The organism is Aeromonas sp. Y311-2, from assembly GCF_027706025.1.
Taxonomy (GTDB): domain Bacteria; phylum Pseudomonadota; class Gammaproteobacteria; order Enterobacterales; family Aeromonadaceae; genus Aeromonas; species Aeromonas veronii.
This window is the reverse complement of sequence record NZ_JAPDCL010000005.1, coordinates 97,728-122,428: the sequence shown is the minus strand read 5'-3', so window position 1 is coordinate 122,428 and position 24,701 is coordinate 97,728. Positions and strand designations below refer to the sequence as shown.

Here is a 24,701-nt window from a genome sequence, read left to right as displayed (position 1 = left end):
GGATCAGCAGACAGCAAAAAGGGAATCCATACCATGAACCTTGAAGGGAAACTCGTGCTGCTCACCGGCGCCAGCGGTGGCATAGGTGAAGAGCTGGCGCAGGAGCTGGCGGCCCAGGGGGCACACCTGCTGCTGCACGGTCGTCGCGGCCCGGCACTGGAGCGGCTGTGCAAGTCACTGCCTCATCCCGAGCGCCATCAGGTGGTGCTCGCCGACCTCGGCTCTGCGCAGGAGCGGGCCAAGCTGTTGCAACACCCGGCGCTGGAGGACGGGATCGACATCCTAATCAACAACGCTGGTTGCAACCAGTTTGCCTGGCTGGAAGATCAGAGCTTCGAGCAGGTGGAGCGCCAACTGCTGCTCAATATCGAGGCGCCCATCCAGCTCACCCGTGCCCTGCTGCCAACCATGCGCAAGCCGGGGATCATCATGAACATGGGGTCGAGCCTGGGCAGCATCGGCTACCCCGGTTACAGCGTCTACTGCGCCAGCAAATTTGCCCTGCGGGGCTTTAGCGAAGCGCTGGGACGGGAGCTGGAGGGGAGCGGCATCAAGGTGCTGCACTTTGCCCCCCGCGCCACCCGCACCAAACTCAATTCCGAAGCGGCTTACGAGATGAATGCAGCGCTCGGCACCCAGACCGACAGCCCGCAGCAAGTCGCCGAAGAGGCGGTCATCGCCCTGTGCAACGAAACCCGTCGCAGCTGGCTCGGCTGGCCGGAAAAACTCTTCGTGCGGCTCAATGCCCTGCTGCCCGGCATCGTCGACAAGGCGCTGGCCAGACAGCTGCCGATCATCAAACGTTATGCCCGTCATCTTCAGCCAGGGACGACTGATACCGGCGCCAACAGTGCGCCACAACCAGACTTGTCCCGCCCGATCCCGACCAAGAAGGAGCATTAATATGAACTTTTTCCGTCAATCAGTGACCTCTTGTGCCATCGCCATCCTGCTGGGGTCCACCTCGGTCATGGCCGCGGGTGATGCCCTCATCCCCATCCAACAACAGTGGGCCGTCTGCCAGTATCAACAGAGCGGCAAGGCGAAAGAGAGCTGCCTTGAAACCCTGAGCACCCAGGCCGAAGCGGCCAGCGCCAAGGAGCCTTTTCGCGCCGATCTGCTGATCTGGTCGGCCATCGTCAAGAGCACCTGGGCGGGGGCCAAAGGGGGGCTGGGGGCACTGGGTCTGGTGAAAGAGGCCAAGGCCAAGCTGGAGCTTGCGCTAAAACAGGATCCCAAGGCGCTGGACGGCTCCGCCTATACCAGCCTGGGCTCCCTCTACTATCAGGTGCCCGGCTGGCCGGTCGGCTTTGGCGATGACGAAAAGGCAGAACAACTGCTCAAGCAAGCGCTGGCCATCAATCCTGATGGCATCGATCCCAACTTCTTCTATGGCGACTTCCTGCTGGATCAGGGTCGCAAGGCCGAGGCAAAAACCTACCTCGACAAGGCGCTGGCCGCCCCGGCCCGCCCGGGTCGCGAAGTGGCCGATGAAGGGCGCAGAATGGAGATCCGCGATCGGCTGGCCAAGCTATAAAACCCTGATGGATCAAAGAACTATTTAAACTCTGCCCACCAGCTTGCATACTGGTGGGCAGGGTTGTTTATGCCACGGCACGCCCTGGCGCTGAGCCAGATCGCCACACCCAACAAACAGGGAGAAAAGAATGCGGATCCTGCTGGTGGAAGATGATGTGATGCTGGGGGATGGTATGCAGGATGCACTGCGCCATAGCGGCTACACGGTGGACTGGCTGCAACAGGGGTTGCCCGCTCTGGCAGCCCTCAAGAGCGACGAATTCGCCGCCCTGATCCTCGATCTCAATCTGCCCGACATCGATGGCCTCAGTCTGCTGCGCAAGTTGCGGCGTGAAGGACACCAGCTGCCGGTGCTGATCCTCACCGCCCGCGATGCGCTGGACGATCGGGTGGTCGGCCTCGATGCCGGCTCCGACGACTACATGGTCAAGCCCTTCGCCCTGCAGGAGCTCAACGCCCGCCTGCGCGCCCTGGTTCGCCGCAGCAAGGGGCAGGCTCAGGCTGTACTGGAGTATGGCGATATTCTTATCTATCCCGAATCCCAGCAGGTCACCTATCAGGGGGAGGCGGTCAAACTCACCCCCCACGAATACAAGTTGCTGCAGGAGCTGATCAGCCAGAGCGGCCGGGTGCTGAGCAAGGATCAGCTGCAACAGAGCCTCTACGGCTGGGATGAAGGGGCCGAGAGCAACGCGGTAGAGGTGCATATCCACCATCTGCGCAAGAAGTTCTACAGCGACCTCATCCGCAATATTCGCGGGGTCGGCTACATCATTCCCCAGCTCGAACAGCCAAGCCGGACACCCGCACGATGAAACGTCCCCGCTCCATTCGCCGCTTTCTGCTCACCGGTATCCTGACGCTGGTGAGCCTGAGTCTCACCATCAGCGCCTTTATCGGCTACATGGAGGCGAGCCACGAGATGGAGGAGCTGTTTGATGCCCGCCTCGCCCAGTCGGCCCGCATCACCAACCAGCTGCTGGCTCGCTATATGGCCCAGCAGGGGCAGCTGCCCGCCAACGGCACCGTCTATCAGGAGTGGGAGGCGCAGAACCCCGATGAGTGGCAAAAAGACCCCAGCCTCAACCTGACCGGCGAAGATCGGGAGATCACCCCCTACGGCCACGAGTTCGAACGCAATCTCTACTTCCAGCTGCTCGATGAAAAGGGCGGCTTGCTGCTGCGCGCCCCCAGCGCCCCGGATCAGCCGCTGGTCACCCTGGCCATCGGCTTCGACACGGTCGAAAAAGATAATCACCAGTGGCGCACCTTCACCCTCTACAACCAGCAGGAGCAGACCTGGCTGGTGGTAGCCGAGCGGGACGACGAGCGCAGCGAACTGGCCAGCAAGATGGCCACCCTCACCATGCTGCCGCTGCTGATCACCCTGCCCTTCCTGCTGGCCCTGCTCTGGTGGCTCATCACCCGCGGGCTGGCCCCCCTGCGCCAGCTGGCCCAGGCCATCAGCGAGCGTCACCCCGCCAACCTGAGCCCCCTCAGCCTCAAGATAAGCGCTCAGGAGCTGACCCCCCTCACCAACGAGATCAACCGGCTGATGCTGGCGCTGGCGGAGACCATAGAGCGGGAGAAACAGTTCACCAACGAGGCGGCCCACGAGCTGCGCACCCCGTTGGCAGTGCTGCGCATTCATAGTGAAAATGCCCTTGCGGCCATTGATGACGCCAGTCGCCAACACTCCTTGCACAAGATGTTGCAGGCCCTAGACCGCAGCGATCGGCTGATCCGCCAACTGCTGACCCAGGCCCGTATCGACAACCAGCAGGGACTGGTATTGACCGAGCTGGAGATAGGCCACCTGCTGCAAGGCACCCTCGCGACCCTGGCACCCATCGCGCTCAAGAAGGATCAGCAGCTGTCGCTGGAGTGTGAATTGCCGCAGCTGGTGATGGGGCAGGCCACCCTGCTCGACCTGCTGTTCAGTAATCTCATCGACAATGCGCTGCGCTACACCCAGCCAGAGGGCGAGATCAGGGTGCGGGTACTGCGAGAGGGCAACCGGGTGAGGGTGGATGTGAGCGACAACGGCCCCGGCATTCCCGCCAGTGCCTTGCCCCGGCTGTATGAACGCTTCTTTCGGGTCAATCCCCAGCAGGGGGATGGCGTGGGGCTCGGCATGGCCATTGTTTCGCGCATCGCCCAACTGCACGGCGCCGACCTCGATGTCCACAACCGGCCGGAAGGGGGGCTGGAGGTGAGCGTGTTACTCCCGCTGCCGCCGGCAAGATAAGCGATAAGTAAAGAGCCCGCGATGCGGGCTCTTTACTTTCAATGACAATCTGGCTGCACGGTAAAGGTTCGACTGGAGTCCACTGGGCCTAGCTCCGCCAGCAGGCGGCGGCCAAGCAGCACCGGATAGATCATCTTGCTGCGATCCCGCAGGGTGAACCACTCCTCATACACCTTGTTCCCCAGACAGATGGACATGGTCACCGTTGGCCGCTGCTCCATGCCGCCCGCCCCGCGCACCGTCACGCTGCGCTCGACCCGCCGCTCGAACTGCTGCTTGACCAGCTTGCCGCTGTCGGCATCGGTCACCACCAGCATGAAGCGCACCCAGGGCTTGCCATCCCGTTTGAATCTGGTTATGGAGCGTGCATCGAGGGAAGAGGTGAGCGCCCCGGTGTCGAGTTTCATCTTCACCGCCACGCCGGTGGGCAAAATAAGTCCCTTCTCGATCCAGCCATAGCTGGTCGGGGTCTCTGCCAGCGCACTGCCACACAGTGCCAGCATCAGGGTGATCCCCACCATCATCTTGCCCATTTTACTATCCTGCCTTGTCAATCCTGCGCCCAGATCTACCACAGTCCCATTGTGGGTCAATCCGATTTATTTCAGCTACTTGGATAATATCTGGCGGGTCAGGAGAGAGACGACAAAGAGTGGCCGAACGGCGGCCCAAGCGGGCGGGAATATCGAAGGAGAGCAAGGCACCGAACGGTGCTGGATGAAACTGGTGGTTAACCTCAGGTTGTGACGCCAAAGGCTACCACAAGGATTTACAAATTATCAGTCTTGTTCTGAAGGGATTTTTGCCTACACTGTTGTAAACCGGAGGGCCTGAAAACCACCGGTTTTTTTGCGCCTGCCGAAAATTTGCCACTGCAAAAGTGACTTTCAACAAGGCTCAATAAGGAATTTGTAATGCGTATCGAAGAAGACTTGAAGCTCGGTTTCAAGGATGTCCTGTTCCGCCCCAAGCGCTCTACTCTCAAGAGCCGTTCCCAAGTAAGCCTGACCCGTCAGTTCACCTTCAAACACACTCAGACCCAATGGCAAGGCGTACCCGTCATCGCCGCCAACATGGATACCGTCGGCAGCTTCGCCATGGCGCGCACGCTGGCCGGTTTCGAGATGATGACCGCGGTACACAAGCACTACAGCCTTGAGCAGTGGCAAGCTTTCGTCAACGAGACCGATCCGGCGCTGCTGGGCCATGTGATGGTCTCCACCGGCACCTCGGCTGAAGATTTCGCCAAGACCCGCCAAATCCTCGCCATGTCCGAAGCGCTGCGCTTCATCTGTGTCGATGTGGCCAACGGCTACTCCGAACACTTCGTCGAGTTCGTGCGCAAAATTCGTGAAGCCTGCCCCAACCACGTCATTCTGGCGGGCAACGTGGTGACCGGCGAGATGGTCGAAGAGCTGATCCTCTCCGGCGCCGACATCGTCAAGGTCGGCATCGGCCCGGGCTCGGTCTGCACCACTCGCGTCAAGACCGGCGTCGGCTACCCGCAGCTCTCTGCCATCATCGAGTGTGCCGATGCAGCCCACGGCCTCGGCGGCCAGATCGTCGGTGACGGCGGCTGCACCTGCCCGGGCGACGTCGCCAAAGCCTTCGGCGGCGGCGCCGACTTCGTGATGCTGGGCGGCATGCTGGCAGCCCACGAGGAGTGCGGTGGCGAGATCGTCGATGTAGACGGTGAGCCTTTCATGAAGTTCTACGGCATGAGCTCCTCCAGCGCCATGGACAAGCACGCTGGCGGCGTCGCCGAGTACCGTGCCTCCGAGGGTAAAACCGTACTGCTGCCCTACCGCGGCCCGGTCGAAAACGCGGTGCGCGACATTCTGGGCGGCGTGCGCTCCACCTGTACCTACGTGGGTGCCAGCCAGCTGAAAGAGCTGACCAAACGCACCACCTTTATTCGGGTTCGCGAGCAAGAGAACAACGTCTACGGCAAGGAGTAACCTGCCACAGACCGCCGTCACACGCTGACGGTTAGAAGCCAGTCAACCGGTGTGCTACCCTGCGCACCGGTTTTTTTGCATCTGGAACCCCGAGCAATGACAACTCCCCTACCCCCGTTTGACTGGGACATCTTCTGCTGCGTCGTCGACAACTTCGGTGACATCGGCGTCACCTGGCGACTCGCCCGCCAGCTAAAACGGGAGGGGAATATTGCGGCACCTAGTAATGAGGTTCAGGTGCGGCTCTGGGTGGACGATCTGGCAAGCTTTGCCCGCATCTGTCCGGGGCTCGACCCGGCGCAGGATGGCCAGTGGGTCGATGGGATCTATATCCAGCACTGGCATGAGACCCTGCCGACCGACATGACCCCGGCCAAGGTGGTGATCGAGGCCTTTGCCTGCGAACTGCCCGCCCCCTTCGTTGAACGAATGGCCGAACTGATGGCGAGCCAACCCAGCCCCCCATGCTGGATCAATCTGGAGTACCTCTCGGCAGAGAGCTGGGTAGAGGATTGCCACGGCCTCGCCTCGCCCCAGCGGGTTGGCAATAAAAGCCTCAATAAATACTTCTTCTTCCCGGGCTTTACCGCTAAAACCGGCGGTCTCCTGTGCGAACACAACCTCATCACCGAACGGGAGCAGTGGCAACAAGATGAAGCGGGACTTACCGCCTACTGGGCCAGCCTCGGTTTGCCGCCCAAGCAAGAGCACGAGCTGCGGGTCAGCCTCTTTACCTACGAGAGCGATGCGCTGAAGAGTCTGGTCGAGAGCTGGTGCCAGAGCGCCACGCCCGTCACCCTGCTGCTGCCGCTGGGGCGCTCTCTCAACGATGTGCTCACCGGTGCCGGTCTGGCAGATGCCATCACCACCGCCCAAGCGGGGGATCTGCTCCACGCGGGCAACCTCACCATCAAGCTGCTGCCGATGACCGATCAGGCCGGTTACGATCGACTGCTGTGGAGCTGCGATCTCAATCTGGTGCGTGGGGAGGACTCCTTCGTGCGGGCCCAGTGGGCCGCTCGCCCTTTCCTCTGGCATATCTACCAACAGGAGGAGGAGGCCCATCTGGTCAAGCTGGAGCAGTTCCTCGACCACTATCTTGCTGATCTGCCTGTCGATTGCGCTCAATGGCTGCGCCGGTTCAATCTTGCCCTCAACCGTGGTGAAGATTGCGGCGAACTTTGGGCCCAATGGCCCCGATATAGCGCCATTTGGCAGCAACATGGGCGAAGCTGGTCACAGAAGTTGCTCCGGGATGGGGATCTCGTCACACGGTTGGTGAAATTTTTAGAAAGCCGTATATAATCTGGCAGTTTTTATCCGTCCGTTTCACGAACAGGAATTTTTTACATGAAAACCGCACAGGAAATCCGCGCTGGTAACGTAGTCATGATCGGCACCGAGCCGATGGTGGTTCAGAAGGCTGAATTCAACAAATCCGGCCGTAACTCCGCCGTGGTCAAAATGAAGCTGAAGGGCCTGCTGAACGGCAGCGCTACCGAGACCGTCTTCAAGGCCGACGACAAGCTGGACGTTGTTCAGCTGGAACGTAAAGAGTGCACCTACTCCTACTTCTCCGATCCCCTGTATGTCTTTATGGACACCGAGTACAACCAGTACGACGTAGAGAAAGACAACCTGGGTGACGTGCTGAACTACCTGGTAGACGGCATGGAAGATCTGTGTGAAGTGACTTTCTACAACGAGAAAGCCATCTCCGTAGAACTGCCGACCACCATCGTGCGCGAAGTTGAGTACACCGAACCGGCTGCCCGTGGCGACACCTCCGGTAAAGTGACCAAGCCTGCCCGTCTGAAAGGCACTACCTACGAGCTGGCTGTTGCCGCTTTCGTAGAGATCGGTGACAAGATCGAAATCGATACCCGCACCGGCGAATTCAAGCGTCGCGTCAACTAATTGACCACGTTGAATTGATTGCAAAAAAGCGAGCCAACGGCTCGCTTTTTTATTGCCTCCGGGTTGCCATCACAGCGCCCGCCTTCAGAAAATCCCGCAGCCGCCGCTAACCCAGATAACCGGGGGAGCACACTATGGCCAGATTATCCTTATCACTGCTGTTATTGACCTTGCTGGCTGGCCATGGGGCAGAGGCGAGCGAGGTTGCGCCCCCCGTTGCCGAACCTATGCCCCTCGACCACTGGCAAGCGAGCGACTGGAAAGGGTTGCCCGATGCTACCCAAATCGACAAACAGACGGTGCTGTTTGCCAAACACGACAGTGAAAACTATCTGGGGCTCGCCATTTTACTGCCCGACTGGCAGCGCAGCGGCCAGCTGTGGCAACTGACTCGCGCCCTCGGTCGACTGGGTTTTGATACCCTGCTGCTGCTGCCCTCCCCCCAACAGACCGAACTGGACCCAGCCGCCGAGAAAAAAGCGAAAAACAGCGATACATTTCGCAAACAGTTTGCCGAGCGGATCAGCAAGCTGGCCGATGCCAAGCTGCAGGAGGGGGGCTTCAAGCTGATCCTGGCGCAAGGTACTGGCGCCGCCTGGACTGCCAACCTCATCGCCAGCGAACAGTTGCCCGCCCCCGACGCGCTGGTGCTGCTCGATGGCTTCTTCCCCAATCAGCAGAGCAACCAGACCCTGGCCAAACAGGTGGCTCAGGCGGCAATCCCGACCCTAGACCTCTATCAGGAGGATGGCGGTCGCTGGCCCCTGCTGGCCGCCGAGGCCCGCAAAAGCGAGAGCCGGCGCAGCCACAAGCTCAACTATCGCCCCTACGCCCTGATGGAGCTGGAGGAGACCCCCACCCGCATTCAGGGCTGGCTCAACCATCTGGGCTGGCTCTAAACCGGCCGCCACCGTGGCGCAATAAAGCGCGCGCCAGCTCACATCTGCCGGATAAAGCCCAACCCAGCCACGGCGACGATCTGGCCCTGACCGCATCCTCTTTGGCATCATGGCCCCTAGACACCGGAAAAATGGCAGGAAGGTCCATGCAGCAAATCGTATTTCTCGACAGCGATACCCTGGATGCGGGCATCACCCTGCATCATCCCGACTTCCCCCACCACTGGCAGAGTTATCCCTGCACGGCCCCGGAACAGGTGGTGGAACGGCTCAAAGATGCCAGCATCGCTATCATCAACAAGGTACGGATCGGCGCCGCCGAACTGGCCCAGCTGCCGGAGCTCAAACTCATCGCCCTGGCCGCCACCGGCAGCGACAACGTGGATCTGGAGGCGTGCCGCGCCGCCAACGTCGGGGTGTGCAATATCCGCAACTACTCGGGCCCCTCGGTGCCGGAGCACGCCATGGCGCTGATGCTGGCCCTGTCGCGCAACCTCTTCTGCTGGCGCCAGTCGCTGCTGGAGGGGCGCTGGCAACAGAGCGGCCAGTTCTGCTTCTTCGACCACAACATCATGGATCTGCACGGCAAGCAGCTTGGCATCATCGGTAAGGGAACTCTGGGACAGGCGCTTGGAGAGCGGGCCAAAGGCATGGGAATGACGGTGCGCTACGCCCAGAGCCAGGTCGGCGCCAGCCACGACGAGGATCGCTTGCCCCTCGACGAGTTGCTGCAAAGCTCGGATGTGATCAGCCTGCACTGCCCGCTCACCCCCTACACCCGCAACCTGATTGGCGAGCGGGAGCTGGAGCTGATGAAACCGGGCGCCCTGCTGATCAACGTCGGCCGCGGTGGGTTGGTGGATGAGGAGGCGCTGCTGCAAGCGCTGGCCAACGGTCGCCTCGGTGGTGCCGGTTTCGATGTGGCGAGCGTCGAACCGCCGCCTCCCGACCATCCCTTGATGAAGGCGCTGCAATACCCCCACTTCATTCTGACCCCTCATGTGGCCTGGGCCAGCGAAGAATCGATGCAGCGTCTCGCCGATCAGCTGATCGACAACATCAACGCCTTTGCAGCCGGTCGCCGCCAGCACCGGTTGGTGTAACCGCACGAGCGAGTCACCGCAAAATCGAGTGACCACACCATGCAAAACGGGACCAACAGGCCCCGTTTTGCATCTTCCGCACTCACTGCACACGCATCAATCGTCGTCGTGCCATCTGTGCTTTTTATGCTTTTTGTACTTCTTGTGGTGCTTGTGATGGTGATGATCGTCGTCATCATCGTAATAGCGATCCTGGCTCTTGTGGCCATCGCCGGTCTTGGCACCGATGGCCGAACCGCTCGCCCCGCCGACCCCGGCGCCGATCAGCTGGCCGGTATCGCCACCGACACTTTTGCCGATGGCGGCACCGCCCAGCGCCCCCACCGCGCCGCCAAGGGCCGCTTCATTCTTGTTGCCCTTGTTGGCCGTCGCAGCGCCACCGGCAGCACCGCCCAATGCCGCCCCCACCAGCGCACCGGTATCGCCACCCAGCTCCTTGCCGATCATGGTGCCCGCTACACCGCCTGCGCCGCCACCCAAAATGGTATTGAGGGTCTCGGAGGCGTACACGGTCGTGCTGCCAGCCAGCAAGGCGCCCAGCAGTGCCAGTGCGCGAAGAGCACGCGAATTCATCTCCATGGGTACTCCTGTCAAACCTGATTAATATTCAGCGGCACTATACAAAGCGCCACGGGGTTCGCCAGCTAGCAGAAATGAGGGATGCGACAGTCAATGGCCGCACGGCCACCGCCCAGAATGGAAGAGTAAGATCAAGCAATTGAATTTAAAGATTAAAATTACCAAAAAGCCAAACTATTACGGCTGGGCGCCCCACAATCTGGTTGTCGTGTCCCGGCACAGACCCGCCGCGCTGGGACAAAAGCTGTCAGTCAGCAGCCTCATCCGCCAGATGCCAGCAGTCCCGACCAGCCTCCTTGCTACGATAAAGGGCTGCATCAGCACGCTCGAAGATGGGGTTGGCGACGGGTGAATGGCAGGCGCCGCCGATACTCAAGGTGACCTGTCCCTTGTGCTCACGCCACTGTTGATGTCGCACCACGTCCAGCAGACAATTGAGCTTCTCCGCCAGCTCATCCTGTGGCTGTTGCAGCAGAGCGGCAAACTCATCGCCACCAATCCGGTAAACCGTGCTCACCCCCAGCACATCAGCAAGGCAATTGGCCACCCGACACAGCACCTGATCGCCGAAGGCATGACCCCGACTGTCATTGAGTCCTTTGAAGTGATCAATATCAAACAGCAGCAGCCAGAAGCGCTCCCCCCTCAGCTCCAGCGCGCTCTTGTGCTGTTCGAAGGCTCGCCGGTTCATGATACCGGTCAGAGGGTCCCGCAACAGCGCATCCTGCCCCTTGAGGAAGCTGGCCCTGACCTGATCAATCTCGTTCAGGCTGCGTCGCACAAACCAGGTATTGGCCTTGGTGATGGGGGGAGAACTCTCCAGATTGCGCACGATACCGGTCAGTGAACCCGACACCAGCGCCTGCTCCTGGCGGAAGATCCGCACCAGCAGACTCAGCGTGCAACACCAGATGGCAAACAGGGAGATCAATGGTAAAACCACCATCTGCAGCGCCTCATAGAGGCTGTTGCGAAACAGCACGGGCGGCAGATAGATATTGAGATCCCAGCCAATATCCGCCAGCTCGCGCTTCAGGAAAGTACCATGACACAACACATCCAGACCGAGCCACTGCTGGCCCTGATGCTGCTCGATGGGGTGATCTGCCAGCAGATCCATATTGCTGCCCACCACCAGCTGGCCGCTGTCGCGCAAGGTAAGATAGAGTGCGGCCTGATTGCCGCCAACAGTCCGCTGTAGCGCCTGCTGCAGCGAGTCGAACGACATGTCGACCATCAGCAGCCCCAGCAGTTGCCCCTGATCGTCCCGCACCCGTTTAATCAGGCTGAGTATCAGTTCATTGGTATTGTATTCAGGGTAGGGGCCAAACCAGACGAGCTCGTCGCCCGGCATGGTGGTCACCTGATACCAGGGTCGCAGCTCCGCCTGATAACCGGGGGGCGGTAGCCAGTCCGGGTAGCTGTCGATACGATCCGCGTTCAGGTTGTAAAAGTAGATGTAGTGGTTGCCTGGTTTGATCTTGTGCGCAATGGCCCAGATGGGGGAGTCGGCCAGCCCGCCGCGAGCGATCTTCTCCTTGTCGAGCGAGGCCTCCAGCACTGCCAGTTGCCGCTCATTGACCTTCACCATCTCGTGGATCAGGGACGCTTCAACGGAGGATGCCATGTGGCCAAAGCCGGATACCGTCATGTCGATATCCCTCAGATAGCTGGCAATAGCCATGATGATCGTCACTATCAGGATCATCAAACCAATCAATGCAGAGAGGGGGACCAGCACATAGTAGCGTTTATTGAGATACGAACGGCTCACATCACATCCGAACCAAGAAAACATACGGGGATTGTGGGAGAGAAAGGAGAGTGAATCATTGATTAATATCACTTTCGCGCCCCTTAAATGACATTTCAAACATTAACGAAACGTCAGGGTTCGCAAACGAATATCAACTGACAGGAAAAACGCTAGTTACCCCGGGTTAACCCCGCTCTGCATTGCGGGTGTTATAGTCTATACCTGATTCGGCAGGCGCTGGACAAACCGTCCATCACCGGCTGCAACGCCAAGCAGAACAAGGAGATGTTATGAGCAGTCCGTTTATCGAACAGATCAAAGCACGTCGTACCATCTATGCCCTGGGCGACCAGGTGTCCCACACGCCGGAGCAGCTGACGGCCCTGATCCAGGATGCCATCAGACACAGCCCCTCCTCCTTCAACTCCCAGAGCTCCCGTGCCGTCATCCTGTTTGGCGCCCAGCACCACAAGCTGTGGAATATCGTCAAAGCCGAGCTGAAAAAGATTGTGCCGCCGGAAGCCTACGCCCAGAGTGAGGCCAAGGTAGATGGCAGCTTCCGCGCAGGCTTTGGTACCGTGCTGTTCTTCGAAGACACCGACGTCATCAAGGATCTGCAGCAAAAATTTGCCCTCTATGCCGACAACTTCCCCATCTGGTCGGAACATGCCACCGGCATCGCCCAGTTTGCGGTCTGGACGACGCTGGCGCAGGAGAAAGTCGGTGCCTCCCTGCAGCACTACAACCCGCTGATCGACGAGGCGGTACGCAAGGAGTGGAACCTGCCCGCCAGCTGGCTGTTGCGCGCCCAGATGCCCTTTGGCAGCATCAAGCAACCAGCCGGCGACAAGACCTTTATCGACGACGCTACCCGTTTCCGCGTTTTCAAATAACCGTTGAGAAAGCAAAACGCCCCCGCATCTCGGGGGCGTTTTTATTGCGGCATACAGTGTTGAGGGCGATGGTTCATACCGCAATCTGCGGTCGTAATACGCTCTATCCACCGCTCAGGTGAGCAGCGTCACCAGCAGGGATGTCTCTCCAATCTCCACCTTCACCTCGCGCCAATCGCGGATCACCGCCACCACCGCCGGATTGAGCGGCGCATCGCCCCCTACCTGCACCACAGTGCAACCTGCACGCAGGGCACTCTTGATACCGGCCGGGGCATCCTCGAACACTAGACAACGAGCGGGCGAGATGCCAAGCCGTTCAGCCCCCAGCAAATAGGGCTCTGGATCGGGCTTGCCATTGACCACCTCTTCGGCCCCCACCAGCACGCTGGGCAGCGGCAAACCGGCACAACTCAGGCGATGGCGGGCAACCCGCTGGCTGGCGGAGGTCACGATGGCCCAATGCTCTGGCGGCAAGCGGCGCAGCAACTCGCCAGCCCCAAAGATGGCGTCGCCACCGGTATGCAGCATCTCCAGCTCGTCGAGGCGCGCGGCCTCCCGCTCCACATCCAGCTGCGGGGCCAACGCCCGGATTACCTCACGTGAGCGCATACCGTGGCACATAGCCAACACCGGCTCTGGGGCAAGCTGATGATACTGGCACCAGAGCCGCCACACCTTCTCCACATCGCCGGTCGAGCAGACCAGAGTGCCATCCATATCGAGCAGCAGGGCGGATACCGACAGGGTGATCGTGTTGATGCCAGCACTCATACAGGCACCCCGGCCAGCTCGGGCAGAGAGCCAGAGAGTGCATCGGCAAAGGCCTGCTGCTGGGCGGCACGCTCATAACAAGCGAGCGCCTGCTCGGTACTGCCAGCCCACACCTGCAAGGGGCCGACCACAAAACCCTGTTGCAGCAGGCTGGCGAGCAGCTCCCCAGTCTCCGGGGCCGCCAATGGCTGGGCCAGCACCAGCTTGCCCTTGATCAAAAAAAGATAACGTTGAGTGGACATGATATGGCTCCTTGTTCCGGTTCAGAGGAGGGCGATTTCCCCCTTGCCGAGCCATTAGAACAAGGCGATTAGATAATTTATAATCAATAAATCGCCACTTTAGATAACCAATTGGAATGAAATTCGACTTGAGGCAACTGCAGGCGTTTGTGACGCTGGCCGACACCGCCAACTACCGGGAAGCGGCCAGCCGCCTCTTTATCACCCAGCCGGCCCTCACCAAGCAGATCCAGGGGCTGGAGCAGACGCTGGGCTGCACCCTGTTCAAACGGGGCCGCCACGGCGCCGAGCTGACGGCGCTCGGCGCCCAGCTGCTCACTCAGGCGAGTGCGCTGGTCGAGCACGGTCGGGAGTTCGAAAGCCATGCGCTGGCGGTGGCTAGCGGGGTAGCCGGTCGGCTCAAGATTGGCTTCGGTCTGTCGAGTTTCGCGCTGGCCCCTGCGCTGGTGGCCCGCTTCAAACAACAGGTCACGGACGTGATGGTCCATCTGCAGGATATGCCCTCCGCGATCCAGCAGGAGCAGCTGCTCTCCGGCCAGTTGCAGCTTGGCTTTATGCGCAGACCTCAGGTGCCGCAGTTGCAGGAACACATACTGCTGATCGACCGGCTGGTGCTGGCGGTGCCGACACGAATGACCGAGCCAGACCCGGCCGCATTCGACGTCCAGCAGGCACTGACCAGTCAACCCCTGTTGCAGATGGTGGGCCACCGCTGCCCCGGGCTCAGCCAGCAGATCGCCGGTTTTCTCGGCGCCAATCGGCTGACCGGCATGGTCCAGGAGGCCGAGGATATCCAGACACTGGTGGCGCTGGTCGCGGCGGGCATAGGCAACGCCATCCTGCCGCGCAGCGTCAGCTTTATCGCAGGGCCCGATGTCACCCTCTATCCTCTCTCTGGTCCCAGCTCCGAATGGGAGGTCAGCATGGTATGGAATCCGGACTTTGCCGACCCCATCCGGGATCACTTCGTCAGGCAGGTGATCGCCAGCCATCCCCTGCCGGTGTCAGCCACACCCGAGCGCTGAAACCAACGCTCGCTGGTAGCTAACATCGTGCCACGTCAAAACAGTGCGACCCCATCAAGGGGGCGCATGCAGGACAAAAGCGGTAATGCGGCTCAACAGCTGGCGCAGTGACTACGGTTTTTACCCGCCCCCTTGGCGCAATAAAGCGCCGCATCGGCCGCAGCCAGCAACGCCCCTTCCCCCTCCAGCAGTTGCTCTGCCGTGTAGGTGGCAATGCCAATGCTGGCGCTAAGCTGAATATTATTTGCCACCACGATGTCGAGATCGTTGATGGCCTGGCGGATCTCCTCTCCAATCCGCTGAGCCGCATCTCGATCTGTATTGCCGAGGATCAGGGCAAACTCGTCACCACCAAAACGGCAGGGCAGATCCGCCGGACGCTGGCAGAAGGATTGCAGAAGATGGCCCACCAGCTGGAGGGAGCCATCCCCCATCTGATGACCAAGATGGTCATTACACGCCTTGAAGTTATCCAGATCCAGCATGATGAGGGAGAGCGGGGTATGTTCACGCATGCTGCGCCGCCACTCGTTATGCAAAAAGCTGTTGAACAGCCGCCGATTGGCCAGTCCGGTCAGGGGATCATGTTGGGAGAGGCTGGCAACTTCCAGCTCCAGCAGCTTGCGCTCGGTGATATTGATATGGGCGATGGAAAAATACTCGGCATCAAGCCCGGGTACCGGCGCGACTCGCATCATAAACCAGCGCTGGGTGTCGGGGCTGTGGCAGGGGTATTCCAGATAGAACTTCTCCTGCTGATGACGGATAACCCGAAGGATCCCCTCCACGGCAGCCAATCCAGAGGGCTCGGATTCAGCATCACAAGCCCCCATATAATTGACCCCAATCCAGTTATATCCCTTGGGCATGCCGTTTTGCTCGGCAAACAGATCCCAGGCGAGATTGGTGTAATGGATCACGCCATCCCGATCTATCACCGATATCTGGTCTTCCAGCGAATCCAGCAGCGCAGCCAGATGATGGGCTCGCTCGGCGAAGTGACTCTGCCGCGTCTGTATATCATCCGCCATGGTGGCCATCCTGTGGCAAAAGTGGCATACCGCCATCTATTAACAATTAAGTCAGCAGATAGAGTAAAGCACCCCATTCCCACTTAGCCAACTGAGACCAAATTTCACCATCGCACACCATCCGGCAAGGTTTCAGGCCAGTTTCCCTGTTCCGGATAACAAGAGCACATCATGAGCATATGTATCTGATAAGTCACATTTAATGGCCACACCACTGATTTTCGCAGGGGATGCCATCGCCCTCTCCGTCCATTTTGGTGTTCGGGCAATGTTGCAAAAACCAGGTTGCCTCCTCGCAGGAGGTCATCTGGGAGCAATGCTGCCGACCATCACACTGGCGAATAAAGGTCGTTGCCTGTGGCGTGCTGACCTCCTCCTGATTGAAAGAGGAGACCGGCAATGGCGCCATCGACTCGGCCGAGAAACGGGAATAGATGGAAAAGAGGCCGACGAGCACCAGCAGAGGGATCAATTTGCCACTCCAGCTGCTCTTGCGACGTCGATAGGGGTTACTTCTCTCTCTGGTCGAGGTGGGTCGTGGCGGCTGACTTGCCGCCCGAAACGATGGCGCCGCCGATGATGCGGACGAAGGCACTGCATCCGCCAACGTGAGCGGGCGATCGGGGAAAAAGACCTGTAAAGCCCTCGGTTTGCCATCCTGGCCACTGCCGATCAGATAGGTGACACGCTCCCCCGGCTCTGGCACGCGGCCATCTGATTGCAGCGCCGTAACATGCACAAACAGCCCTGCACTGCGTGCTCCATTGATTGCCTGCTCGGCGCCATTTTGCTCCGGCGTAATAAATCCAAAGCCGCGCGCCTCGTTCCAGCTCGCGATCCGTCCCTGATAACGCATCTGTCCATCCTTGTTGTTATCCATGTGAGCACTATCTTGCCCGACAATCATGTTGCCGAAAAGCGCTGCGGCCCGACAAGGGGCCGCTGAGTCAATCTCAACACGGTGCTCGGGTTCTGCCTGCGTTAAGGATCAAGCCAGCCGGGACACCTTGATGATCTCGGCGATGCGACCCAGCATCCGCAGCGAGGTGTGATGCTCGGTGGCATCAGCGGCGGCGCAGGCATCCTCCAGAATGGTGATGGCGTAGTCGCGATCGTGACCATCCCGCGCTGCCGCCTGAATGGCCCAGCTAGTGCTCACCCCGCACAGATAGAGGTGGTCGATGTGGTTGGCCCGCAGCGCAGGCTCCAGCGCCGTGCCATAGAAGGGGCTGACCCTGGGCTTGGCCAACACCAGATCACCGGGTTGCACATCCAGATCCGGGTGAAAGTCGGTGCCTGGGTCGGTAAGCGAGAGCGCTCCCAACTGGTGAGCGCGACCAAACATGGGAGACCCCTTGGGCTGCAGCTGATAGCCGCCGTCAAAGCCCACCTTGATCAGCAGCACCAGCCAGCCGTGGGCGCGGGCATGGGCCAGCGCCTGATTGGCATGCGTAATGGCATCCTGCTCCAGCACATGGGCTGCGGAGGCGGCAATGCGCCCGTCGGGATGGGCAATATCGTTGATAAAATCGATCACCAGCAGCGCCTTGTTCATCACCTTTGCTCCTTCGCGCATTCTGCCCGTGTTATCTGGTTCCGACCTGTCAAACCAGCCCCAGTGCATAGCGCAGCGCCATCTCCTTGAGCGGGCCCGCCTTGTCCGCCAGATTGAGAGCAAGATTGCGGGCCAGCTTGAGGGGGCCAATCTCGTTGCTGAATACCCCGTAGAAGAGATCCATTCCCGACTGCATCAGCAGGTTGTCGGGGCGACGGCGTCGCTCGTAACGCTCGGCCAACGCCGGCTGATGCCAGTCGGCGCCAGCTCCTTGCAGCAGATCAGCCCAGCAGGCCACATCCTTGAAGCCGAGGTTGACCCCCTGCCCCGCTAGCGGGTTGATGGTGTGGGCAGCATCGCCAAGCAGCACCACCCGACCGACGTGATAGTCGTTGGCGTGGCGACGCACCAGCGGGAAACTCCCCTTGCCGGTGACGGTGAACCCGCCGAGCCGACTCGGGAAGTGGCGGCGCACTTCGGCGGCAAGCCCTTCGTTGCTCATGGCTGCCAGCGCCCGGATCCGGGCCGGGCTGTCATACCACACCAGAGAGCCGTGCTGACCGGGCAGCGGCAGGAAGGCGCGCGGACCGCTCGGGGTGAACTGCTGCCAGGTGATATCTTCTTGCGCAAAGTCGGTGTCGATATTGATCAGCATGCAGTGCTGGCGGTACTCGAAGCGCGATACCCCGATGCCGGCCAGCTTGCGGGTGTGGGATTCGGCGCCGTCGCAAGCCAGCACCCAGCGGGCCGCCAGCTCGGTGCCGTCGTCCAGAGTCAGCACAGCTTCATCTGCACTCTGGCGCAGGCTGGTCACCGCCGCCGGGGTGTGGGTCTGGATGGTGGGAAAATCCTCCATCCGCTTGAGCAGGGCGAGCTGCACCAACCGGTTTTCGATGATGTAGCCGAGCTGGGGCAGACCGAGATCGGCGGAATTGAAGCGGGTGGCAAAACCGTCCAGCTCCCAGGTCTCCAGCCGGCGGTAGGGGCAGAGCCGCATCTGCTGCAGATGGTGCCAGGCACCGGCCTGCTCCAGCAGCGCCACCGAGGCCTGACTGATGGCGGAGACCCGCAGATCCAGCGGCTGCTCCGGCGCGTAATGCTCCGGCAGTTGGGTCTCGATGACCCGCACCGAGAGGCCCTGAGCTGCCAGCAGACAGGCGGTGGCGGCGCCCACCATGCCGGCGCCGACGATGGCGATATCACACTGTTCCATACATTTATTCCTGAAAGGGTGCGTCCGGCGACAGCGCCCGGACGTGAACCGGATGGCTGCATGATAGCGCAAGGACGGCTGATAAACAGTGAGGCAAACGGGGAATTGCTGCGTCAAATCAAGGAGAAAGCTTATTGAGCTTGCTGGCAACAGGTATCGGGTGAGCACCATTGCCAGCTGGATATTAGCTAGGCAGTATCCAGATTGCGGAGTAAAATGCGCGGTCCTTTGACCATGCCGATTTCAAAACAAGTCAAGAGAAGCAATGAGCAAGAAACTTCACATTAAAACCTGGGGTTGCCAGATGAACGAGTATGACTCGTCCAAAATGGCCGACCTGTTGGATGCCAGCAATGGCTACACCCTTACCGAAGAGCCCGAAGAGGCAGATGTCTTGCTGCTGAATACCTGCTCCATCCGCGAAAAGGCGCAGGAGAAGGTGTTCCACCAGCTGGGACGCTGGAAAAAGCTCAAGGCCAACAAGCCCGGTCTGGTGATCGGCGTGGGTGGCTGCGTTGCCTCTCAGGAGGGCGATGCGATTCGCCAGCGCGCTCCCTATGTGGATATCGTGTTCGGCCCGCAGACCCTGCATCGCCTGCCCGCCATGATCAAGGAAGTGCAAGAGGGCCGTGGTGCTCAGGTTGATATCGCCTTCCCCGAGATCGAAAAATTCGACAGCCTGCCCGAACCGCGCGCCGAAGGGGCTACCGCGTTCGTCTCCATCATGGAAGGCTGCTCCAAATACTGTACTTACTGCGTGGTGCCCTACACCCGCGGTGAAGAGGTGAGCCGACCGCTGGACGACGTGCTCTACGAAATCGCCCAGCTCGCCCAGCAGGGCGTGCGCGAAGTGAACCTGCTAGGCCAGAACGTCAACGCCTACCGCGGCCCGACCTTTGATGGCGGCATCTGCACCTTCGCCGAGCTGCTGCGTCTGGTGGCCGCCATCGACGGTATCGATCGCATTCGCTACACCACCAGCCACCCGATCGAGTTCACCGACGACATCATCGAAGTCTACAAAGACACCCCGGAAGTGGTCAGCTTCCTGCACCTGCCGGTGCAGAGCGGCTCCGACCGCATCCTGACCATGATGAAACGCCCGCACACCATCCTGGAGTACAAATCCAAGATCCGTCGCCTGCGTGCCGCCCGTCCCGACATCACCATCAGCTCCGACTTCATCGTTGGCTTCCCGAACGAGACGGACGAAGACTTTGAAGCGACCATGAAGCTGATCGAGGATGTGGGTTTCGACATGAGCTTCAGCTTCATCTTCAGCCCGCGCCCGGGCACCCCGGCCGCCGACATGCCCGACGATGTCGACATGGAAGTGAAGAAAGCCCGTCTGGCCCGCCTGCAGCACGTCATCAACAACCAGGCGATGCAGATTGGCCGTGCCATGCTGGGCACCACCCAGCGCATCCTAGTGGAAGGGCCCTCCAAGCTCGACCCGATGCAGCTGTGTGGCCGCACCGAGAACAACCGGGTGGTCAACTTCGAAGGCCAGCACACCCTGATCGGCGGATTCGCCGACGTGGAGATCACCGAGGTGCGTCCCAACTCCCTGCGCGGCAAGTTCATCCGCGGCGAGAGCGAGATGAACCTGCGGATCGCCACGGCACCGAGCGAAATCCTGGCCCGTCGCCCGGATAACGTACCGGACGAACTGGGCGTTGCCGCCTTCACTCCCCATTAATCCCCTCCTCCCCATTCGCCCGGCGGATGGGGAGCGCCTTGAGACGAGGATATTTTGAGCCGACACATCTCGACCCTGAATCTGCATCTGGAGCCCGCCGACAACCAGCGCCTTGCCAGCCTGTGCGGCCCCTTCGATGACAACATCAAGCAGCTGGAGCGCCGCCTCGGCATCGAGATCAGCTACCGTGACAGCCACTTCCAGTTGGTGGGCAAACCGGCCCAGCTGGATGCAGCCGCCGTCATCCTCAAGCACCTTTATGTGGAAACCCAGCCTCTCAAGGGTGGCAAGGTGACCGACATCACCCCCGACATGGTCCATCTGGCCATTCAGGAGTCGCGAGTGCTGGAGCAGGATGACGAACCGGCGCCGAGCATCCCCTATGGCAAGGAGGTGACGGTCAAGACCAAGCGCGGTCTCATCAAACCGCGCAGCCCAAATCAGGCCCAGTACATTGCCAATATCGTGCGCCACGACATCTGCTTCGGCATAGGCCCGGCCGGTACCGGCAAGACCTATCTGGCGGTCGCGGCGGCGGTGGATGCGCTGGAGCGTCAGGAAATTCGCCGCATTCTGCTGACCCGTCCGGCGGTGGAAGCGGGTGAGAAGCTGGGCTTCCTGCCCGGGGATCTCTCCCAGAAGGTGGATCCTTACCTGCGCCCGCTCTACGACGCCCTGTTCGAGATGCTGGGCTTTGAGCGGGTCGAGAAGCTGATGGAGCGCAACATCATCGAGGTGGCGCCGCTTGCCTATATGCGCGGAAGAACCCTCAATGACGCCTTTATCATTCTCGATGAGGCCCAGAACACCACCACCGAGCAGATGAAGATGTTCCTGACCCGCATCGGCTTCAACTCCAAGGCAGTGGTCACCGGCGACATCACCCAGGTAGACCTGCCGCGCAACGCCAAATCCGGCCTGCGCCATGCTCTGGAAGTGCTGCCAGGGGTCGATGGTCTGTCGTTCAACTTCTTCGAGTCCAAAGACGTGGTGCGCCACCCTGTGGTGGCCCGTATCGTGCAGGCCTATGAGGCGTTCGACGCCAAACAGGCCGCCGAGAAGGTGGCCGGCCAAACAAACGCCAGCAAAGAGAGTGAGCAATGAGCGTAACCCTGGATCTGCAACTGGCCAGTGCCAGCACCGACGGCCTGCCCACCGAAGCCCAGCTGCAAGGCTGGCTCGATGGCACCATTCTCGGCTTCCAGCAGGAGGCTGAAGTGACGGTGCGCATCGTCGACGAGGCGGAGAGCAACGAGCTCAACCTCACCTATCGCGGCAAGGACAAGCCCACCAACGTGCTCTCCTTCCCGTTCGAGGCGCCACCCGGTCTGGAGCTGCCGCTGCTCGGCGATCTGGTGATCTGCCGTCAGGTGGTAGAGCGCGAGGCCGAGGAGCAGGGCAAGCCCCTGATGGCCCACTGGGCCCACATGGTTGTGCACGGCAGTCTGCATCTGCTAGGTTATGACCATATCGAGGATGAGGAAGCCGAAGAAATGGAAGCGCTTGAGCGCGACATCATGCAGGAGCTCGGTTTTGCCGATCCTTATCTGAACGACGAAGAGTAAAGAACCGGATGGTCATCGTCTTGAAACAGCAGATGGCCATCCTTATATAACCCGAACTATTTCAAGTGTGTTCATACGAGTAACCAAGAGAGAAAATGACCGACGATCACCCTAGTACCGGCTCGCCGAAGAAAACCTGGCTCGACAAACTCAGCCAACTCTTCCAGGGCGAGCCAAAAGACCGCAATGATTTGGTAGACGTGATAGCCGATGCCGAAGAGCGCGACCTCATCGATCAGGACACCAAGGACATGATCGAGGGGGTGCTGGAGATCGCCGATCTTCGCGTGCGCGATATCATGATCCCCCGCTCCCAGATGGTGACCATCGAGAAGTCCCAACCGGTGGATGCAATCCTGCCGGTGATCATCGAGTCCGGTCACTCCCGCTTCCCGGTGATCAACGAGGACAAGGATCATGTGGAGGGCATTCTGCTCGCCAAGGATCTGCTCCCCTTCGGGTTTGGCGGCCATCACGCCAGCGAGCCGCTACAGCTCGAGAAAATCTTGCGCCCCACGGTGATCGTGCCGGAAAGTAAACGGGTTGACCGTCTGCTCAAGGAGTTCCGTGAAGAGCGCTACCACATGGCCATCGTGGTCGACGAATTTGGTGGCGTCTCCGGTCTGGTGACAATCGAAGACATACTGGAACTGATCGTTGGCGAGATCGACGACGAGTTTGACGACATCGAGGATGAACCGGACGAAATCCGCCGCCTCAGCAAGCGGGTCTTCTCCATCAGCGCCCTGACCGAGATCGAGGATTTCAACGACTTCTTCGGCACCAAATTCAGCGATGAAGAGGTGGATACGGTCGGTGGTCTGGTGATGCACGCCTTCAGCCACCTGCCCAAGAAGGGCGAGGAGATCGAGCTGGATGGCTACCTGTTCAAGGTGATGCATGCCGACCGGCGCCGTCTGCAGCAGCTGCAGGTGAAGATCCCCGAGCACCACGCGGCGGCGCAATCCGAGCCGCAATAAGCAGATCCGCTCGATGTGTGAAACAACGCCCCGACCTCGGGGCGTTGTGCTCTCTGCCACCGGCATCGAGGCTCGCCGTTGCCCCGCTTACAGGTTAAGATACCGGCCATTCGACCCCAGTTGCACACCAAGACGAGCACCATCGCCCGTGAGATTATCCCCTGTTACTTCCAAAATTCTGTTAAGCCTCAGTGCATTGGCCTCTGGTGCCATCGCCGTGCTGGCCTTCTCCCCCTTCGGCTACTGGCCGCTGGTGATCCCCTCCCTGCTTGGCCTCTACGCCCTGCTGGACAAAGCCACGCCGAAACAGGCTGCCTTGCGCGGTTTTGGCTACGCCATGGGACTCTTTTTGCCAGGCCTGTGGTGGATCCATGTCAGCATGACCGAGTTTGGCGGCATCCCGCTGCCGGTCGCCTTTGTGCTGCTGGCCGGGCTCTCCGCCTATCTGGCCCTCTACCCGACGCTCGCCAGCTGGGTTTTTGCCCGCTTCTTTGGCGGCCGTCACTGGAGCCGCTGGCTGCTCGCCTTCCCGGCCCTGTGGTTAGTGGCTGACTGGCTACGCGGCTGGGTGATGACCGGCTTCCCCTGGCTCTGGTTTGGTTACAGCCAGATCGACGGCCCCCTCAAGGGATTTGCCCCCATTCTTGGGGTGCAGGGCATCACCCTCGCCCTGTTGCTGTCCGCCTCCGCCATCTGGCTGGTGTGGAAATCCCGCTCCCCGCTCTGGCTGGCGGTGCCTGCCCTGCTGGTTGCCGGTGCTCACGGCCTGATGCAGCTCAACTGGGTGACCCGTGGCGAACCGGTCAAGGTGGCACTGGTGCAGGGCAATATCGCCCAATCCCTCAAATGGGATCCGGAGGCGCTGGCCCCCACGGTGCGCACCTATCAGGACTTGAGCCGCGAGAATCAGGATGCTGACATCATCATCTGGCCGGAGTCGGCGATCCCAGCCATCGAGAAGGCGATGGGCCCCTATCTGGAGAATCTGGACAAGGCGATGAAGGTGAACGATACCGGCCTGCTGGCGGGGATCATCCACTACGACGAGCAGCAACAGCGCTTCTACAATACCGTGCTCGGCATGGGGGTGCAGGATGCGGATGGCAAGGAGTCCTACTTCTACAACCACTCCAACCGCTACAACAAGTACCACCTGCTGCCCATCGGCGAGTTCGTGCCGTTTGAAGATCTGTTGCGCCCCATCGCCCCCTTCTTCAACCTGCCGATGTCCTCTTTCAGCCGGGGTGACGAAGTACAGACAAACCTGATCGCCAAGGGGCTCAAGTTTGCCGCCGCCATCTGCTACGAGATCATCTTCCCGGAAGAGGTGCGCCGCAACGTCAATACCGATACCGACTTCCTGCTGACCGTCTCCAACGACGCCTGGTTCGGCACCAGCATCGGCCCTTGGCAACATATGGAGATCGCCCGGATGCGCGCGCTGGAGCTAGCTCGTCCGCTGCTGCGGGACACCAACACCGGTATCACTATCGTGACCGAGATCGATGGCAGCATCATCGGCCAGATCCCGCAGTTTGAAGCGGGCGTGCTGCGCAGCGAGGTGCGTCCCGCCCACGGCGAGACCCCCTACATGCGCTTTGGTAGCTGGCCCCTCTACGGCCTGACCGTGCTGCTGCTGGGTCTGGCGCTGGCACTGCGCCCCAAGGCTCACCCCTGGGCCCGCGAGCTGTAATGCCAACCCGTCATCCCCGATAGACAACGAGG

General features: G+C 60.4%; 25 protein-coding genes. 16 read left to right on the top strand and 9 right to left on the bottom strand.

Annotation, left to right across the window (positions count from 1 at the left end):
* Nucleotides 1–33 precede the first annotated feature (33 nt).
* The 4 genes from OKC42_RS07015 (at nt 34) to OKC42_RS07000 (ending at nt 3,787) form a co-directional block, all read left to right on the top strand.
* Entirely contained in the window at nt 34–903 is an 870-nt protein-coding gene (locus OKC42_RS07015) for an SDR family oxidoreductase (RefSeq protein ID WP_270819318.1), read from the top strand.
* Nucleotide 904: 1 nt separating this feature from the next.
* A complete protein-coding gene (locus OKC42_RS07010) occupies nt 905–1,537 on the top strand; it encodes a tetratricopeptide repeat protein (RefSeq protein ID WP_404974311.1) in 633 nt (210 codons plus the stop codon).
* Nucleotides 1,538–1,667: 130 nt separating this feature from the next.
* Nucleotides 1,668–2,354 (top strand): response regulator, encoded by a 687-nt coding sequence (locus OKC42_RS07005; RefSeq protein WP_005335091.1) that lies wholly within the window; start codon nt 1,668–1,670, stop codon nt 2,352–2,354.
* On the top strand, nt 2,351–3,787 hold the full coding sequence (locus OKC42_RS07000) for an ATP-binding protein (protein WP_270819316.1): 1,437 nt from the start codon (nt 2,351–2,353) through the stop codon (nt 3,785–3,787). The genes OKC42_RS07005 and OKC42_RS07000 overlap by 4 nt, the downstream gene beginning before the upstream one ends.
* A 38-nt stretch (nt 3,788–3,825) precedes the next feature.
* Here OKC42_RS07000 and rloA3 read toward each other — a convergent pair whose 3' ends face one another.
* The gene (rloA3, locus tag OKC42_RS06995) at nt 3,826–4,320 is read right to left on the bottom strand and encodes a retropepsin-like aspartic peptidase RloA3 (RefSeq protein ID WP_270819315.1); all 495 of its coding nucleotides are present in this window, start codon (nt 4,318–4,320) and stop codon (nt 3,826–3,828) included.
* Nucleotides 4,321–4,701: 381 nt separating this feature from the next.
* Between rloA3 and OKC42_RS06990 the strand changes: the two genes are divergently transcribed.
* The 5 genes from OKC42_RS06990 to OKC42_RS06970 all read left to right on the top strand — a co-directional run bounded on the left by OKC42_RS06990 (nt 4,702) and on the right by OKC42_RS06970 (nt 9,664).
* On the top strand, nt 4,702–5,745 hold the full coding sequence (locus tag OKC42_RS06990; RefSeq protein ID WP_005348017.1) for a GMP reductase: 1,044 nt from the start codon (nt 4,702–4,704) through the stop codon (nt 5,743–5,745).
* 96 nt (nt 5,746–5,841) lie between these two features.
* Nucleotides 5,842–7,050, top strand: coding sequence for an elongation factor P maturation arginine rhamnosyltransferase EarP (earP, locus tag OKC42_RS06985; RefSeq protein WP_270819314.1), 1,209 nt, complete (start codon nt 5,842–5,844; stop codon nt 7,048–7,050).
* 45 nt (nt 7,051–7,095) lie between these two features.
* Nucleotides 7,096–7,662: an elongation factor P gene (gene efp, locus OKC42_RS06980; protein WP_005335100.1), complete on the top strand. Its 567-nt coding sequence runs from the start codon at nt 7,096–7,098 to the stop codon at nt 7,660–7,662.
* Nucleotides 7,663–7,796: 134 nt separating this feature from the next.
* Nucleotides 7,797–8,561, top strand: coding sequence for a DUF3530 family protein (locus OKC42_RS06975; protein ID WP_270819313.1), 765 nt, complete (start codon nt 7,797–7,799; stop codon nt 8,559–8,561).
* 146 nt (nt 8,562–8,707) lie between these two features.
* Nucleotides 8,708–9,664, top strand: a complete 957-nt coding sequence (locus OKC42_RS06970) for a D-2-hydroxyacid dehydrogenase (RefSeq protein WP_270819312.1) — start codon at nt 8,708–8,710, stop codon at nt 9,662–9,664.
* A gap of 96 nt (nt 9,665–9,760) precedes the next feature.
* On the opposite strand, the gene OKC42_RS06965 is transcribed toward OKC42_RS06970, so the two are convergent.
* Both OKC42_RS06965 and OKC42_RS06960 read right to left on the bottom strand, forming a co-directional pair.
* Nucleotides 9,761–10,243, bottom strand: a complete 483-nt coding sequence (locus OKC42_RS06965; RefSeq protein ID WP_021229759.1) for a YMGG-like glycine zipper-containing protein — start codon at nt 10,241–10,243, stop codon at nt 9,761–9,763.
* A 247-nt stretch (nt 10,244–10,490) separates the two neighbouring features.
* The gene (locus OKC42_RS06960) at nt 10,491–12,041 is read right to left on the bottom strand and encodes a sensor domain-containing diguanylate cyclase (protein WP_270819311.1); all 1,551 of its coding nucleotides are present in this window, start codon (nt 12,039–12,041) and stop codon (nt 10,491–10,493) included.
* Between the two features lie 248 nt (nt 12,042–12,289).
* Between OKC42_RS06960 and OKC42_RS06955 the strand changes: the two genes are divergently transcribed.
* Nucleotides 12,290–12,892: a nitroreductase family protein gene (locus OKC42_RS06955; RefSeq protein WP_270819310.1), complete on the top strand. Its 603-nt coding sequence runs from the start codon at nt 12,290–12,292 to the stop codon at nt 12,890–12,892.
* Nucleotides 12,893–13,006: 114 nt separating this feature from the next.
* Here the strand turns inward: OKC42_RS06955 and OKC42_RS06950 are convergent, their stop codons facing one another.
* On the bottom strand, nt 13,007–13,666 hold the full coding sequence (locus tag OKC42_RS06950) for an HAD-IA family hydrolase (protein WP_270819309.1): 660 nt from the start codon (nt 13,664–13,666) through the stop codon (nt 13,007–13,009).
* Nucleotides 13,663–13,908: a hypothetical protein gene (locus OKC42_RS06945; protein WP_088868650.1), complete on the bottom strand. Its 246-nt coding sequence runs from the start codon at nt 13,906–13,908 to the stop codon at nt 13,663–13,665. Before OKC42_RS06945 ends, OKC42_RS06950 begins: the two co-directional genes overlap by 4 nt.
* Before the next feature lie 116 nt (nt 13,909–14,024).
* On the opposite strand from OKC42_RS06945, the gene OKC42_RS06940 reads away from it, so the two are divergent.
* Nucleotides 14,025–14,933: a LysR family transcriptional regulator gene (locus OKC42_RS06940; protein ID WP_270819308.1), complete on the top strand. Its 909-nt coding sequence runs from the start codon at nt 14,025–14,027 to the stop codon at nt 14,931–14,933.
* A gap of 92 nt (nt 14,934–15,025) precedes the next feature.
* Here the strand turns inward: OKC42_RS06940 and OKC42_RS06935 are convergent, their stop codons facing one another.
* The 4 genes from OKC42_RS06935 to OKC42_RS06920 form a co-directional block, all read right to left on the bottom strand.
* Entirely contained in the window at nt 15,026–15,964 is a 939-nt protein-coding gene (locus OKC42_RS06935; RefSeq protein ID WP_005335125.1) for a sensor domain-containing diguanylate cyclase, read from the bottom strand.
* 199 nt (nt 15,965–16,163) lie between these two features.
* Nucleotides 16,164–16,820 carry an excalibur calcium-binding domain-containing protein gene (locus OKC42_RS06930; protein WP_150390550.1) on the bottom strand — a complete coding sequence of 219 codons (657 nt, stop codon included), beginning with the start codon at nt 16,818–16,820 and terminating at the stop codon, nt 16,164–16,166.
* 132 nt (nt 16,821–16,952) lie between these two features.
* Complete coding sequence (locus tag OKC42_RS06925; protein WP_270819307.1) at nt 16,953–17,519, bottom strand: cysteine hydrolase family protein; 567 nt, start codon at nt 17,517–17,519, stop codon at nt 16,953–16,955.
* A 49-nt stretch (nt 17,520–17,568) separates the two neighbouring features.
* Nucleotides 17,569–18,732, bottom strand: a complete 1,164-nt coding sequence (locus OKC42_RS06920; protein WP_270819306.1) for an FAD-dependent oxidoreductase — start codon at nt 18,730–18,732, stop codon at nt 17,569–17,571.
* A gap of 265 nt (nt 18,733–18,997) precedes the next feature.
* On the opposite strand from OKC42_RS06920, the gene miaB reads away from it, so the two are divergent.
* The 5 genes from miaB to lnt all read left to right on the top strand — a co-directional run bounded on the left by miaB (nt 18,998) and on the right by lnt (nt 24,669).
* Complete coding sequence (gene miaB, locus OKC42_RS06915) at nt 18,998–20,431, top strand: tRNA (N6-isopentenyl adenosine(37)-C2)-methylthiotransferase MiaB (protein WP_005335132.1); 1,434 nt, start codon at nt 18,998–19,000, stop codon at nt 20,429–20,431.
* Between the two features lie 54 nt (nt 20,432–20,485).
* Complete coding sequence (locus OKC42_RS06910) at nt 20,486–21,535, top strand: PhoH family protein (protein ID WP_270819305.1); 1,050 nt, start codon at nt 20,486–20,488, stop codon at nt 21,533–21,535.
* Entirely contained in the window at nt 21,532–21,996 is a 465-nt protein-coding gene (ybeY, locus tag OKC42_RS06905) for an rRNA maturation RNase YbeY (protein WP_005354089.1), read from the top strand. Before OKC42_RS06910 ends, ybeY begins: the two co-directional genes overlap by 4 nt.
* A gap of 95 nt (nt 21,997–22,091) precedes the next feature.
* Nucleotides 22,092–22,976, top strand: a complete 885-nt coding sequence (corC, locus tag OKC42_RS06900; RefSeq protein WP_005354092.1) for a CNNM family magnesium/cobalt transport protein CorC — start codon at nt 22,092–22,094, stop codon at nt 22,974–22,976.
* 148 nt (nt 22,977–23,124) lie between these two features.
* Nucleotides 23,125–24,669 carry an apolipoprotein N-acyltransferase gene (gene lnt, locus OKC42_RS06895; RefSeq protein ID WP_270819304.1) on the top strand — a complete coding sequence of 515 codons (1,545 nt, stop codon included), beginning with the start codon at nt 23,125–23,127 and terminating at the stop codon, nt 24,667–24,669.
* The last annotated feature ends 32 nt before the right edge of the window (nt 24,670–24,701 follow it).

Coding starts and splice junctions, on each gene's coding strand:
- OKC42_RS07015 (WP_270819318.1), top strand. CDS start 34: ATGAACCTTGAAGGGAAACTCGTGCTGCTCACCGGCGCCAGCGGTGGC.
- OKC42_RS06990 (WP_005348017.1), top strand. CDS start 4,702: ATGCGTATCGAAGAAGACTTGAAGCTCGGTTTCAAGGATGTCCTGTTC.
- miaB (WP_005335132.1), top strand. CDS start 18,998: ATGAGCAAGAAACTTCACATTAAAACCTGGGGTTGCCAGATGAACGAG.
- efp (WP_005335100.1), top strand. CDS start 7,096: ATGAAAACCGCACAGGAAATCCGCGCTGGTAACGTAGTCATGATCGGC.
- OKC42_RS06955 (WP_270819310.1), top strand. CDS start 12,290: ATGAGCAGTCCGTTTATCGAACAGATCAAAGCACGTCGTACCATCTAT.
- OKC42_RS07005 (WP_005335091.1), top strand. CDS start 1,668: ATGCGGATCCTGCTGGTGGAAGATGATGTGATGCTGGGGGATGGTATG.
- OKC42_RS06930 (WP_150390550.1), bottom strand. CDS start 16,820: ATGCGTTATCAGGGACGGATCGCGAGCTGGAACGAGGCGCGCGGCTTT.
- OKC42_RS06945 (WP_088868650.1), bottom strand. CDS start 13,908: ATGTCCACTCAACGTTATCTTTTTTTGATCAAGGGCAAGCTGGTGCTG.
- rloA3 (WP_270819315.1), bottom strand. CDS start 4,320: ATGGGCAAGATGATGGTGGGGATCACCCTGATGCTGGCACTGTGTGGC.
- OKC42_RS07000 (WP_270819316.1), top strand. CDS start 2,351: ATGAAACGTCCCCGCTCCATTCGCCGCTTTCTGCTCACCGGTATCCTG.
- OKC42_RS06920 (WP_270819306.1), bottom strand. CDS start 18,732: ATGGAACAGTGTGATATCGCCATCGTCGGCGCCGGCATGGTGGGCGCC.
- OKC42_RS06975 (WP_270819313.1), top strand. CDS start 7,797: ATGGCCAGATTATCCTTATCACTGCTGTTATTGACCTTGCTGGCTGGC.
- OKC42_RS06960 (WP_270819311.1), bottom strand. CDS start 12,041: ATGTTTTCTTGGTTCGGATGTGATGTGAGCCGTTCGTATCTCAATAAA.
- OKC42_RS06935 (WP_005335125.1), bottom strand. CDS start 15,964: ATGGCGGATGATATACAGACGCGGCAGAGTCACTTCGCCGAGCGAGCC.
- OKC42_RS07010 (WP_404974311.1), top strand. CDS start 905: ATGAACTTTTTCCGTCAATCAGTGACCTCTTGTGCCATCGCCATCCTG.
- OKC42_RS06940 (WP_270819308.1), top strand. CDS start 14,025: ATGAAATTCGACTTGAGGCAACTGCAGGCGTTTGTGACGCTGGCCGAC.
- OKC42_RS06965 (WP_021229759.1), bottom strand. CDS start 10,243: ATGGAGATGAATTCGCGTGCTCTTCGCGCACTGGCACTGCTGGGCGCC.
- OKC42_RS06925 (WP_270819307.1), bottom strand. CDS start 17,519: ATGAACAAGGCGCTGCTGGTGATCGATTTTATCAACGATATTGCCCAT.
- corC (WP_005354092.1), top strand. CDS start 22,092: ATGACCGACGATCACCCTAGTACCGGCTCGCCGAAGAAAACCTGGCTC.
- ybeY (WP_005354089.1), top strand. CDS start 21,532: ATGAGCGTAACCCTGGATCTGCAACTGGCCAGTGCCAGCACCGACGGC.
- OKC42_RS06950 (WP_270819309.1), bottom strand. CDS start 13,666: ATGAGTGCTGGCATCAACACGATCACCCTGTCGGTATCCGCCCTGCTG.
- earP (WP_270819314.1), top strand. CDS start 5,842: ATGACAACTCCCCTACCCCCGTTTGACTGGGACATCTTCTGCTGCGTC.
- OKC42_RS06970 (WP_270819312.1), top strand. CDS start 8,708: ATGCAGCAAATCGTATTTCTCGACAGCGATACCCTGGATGCGGGCATC.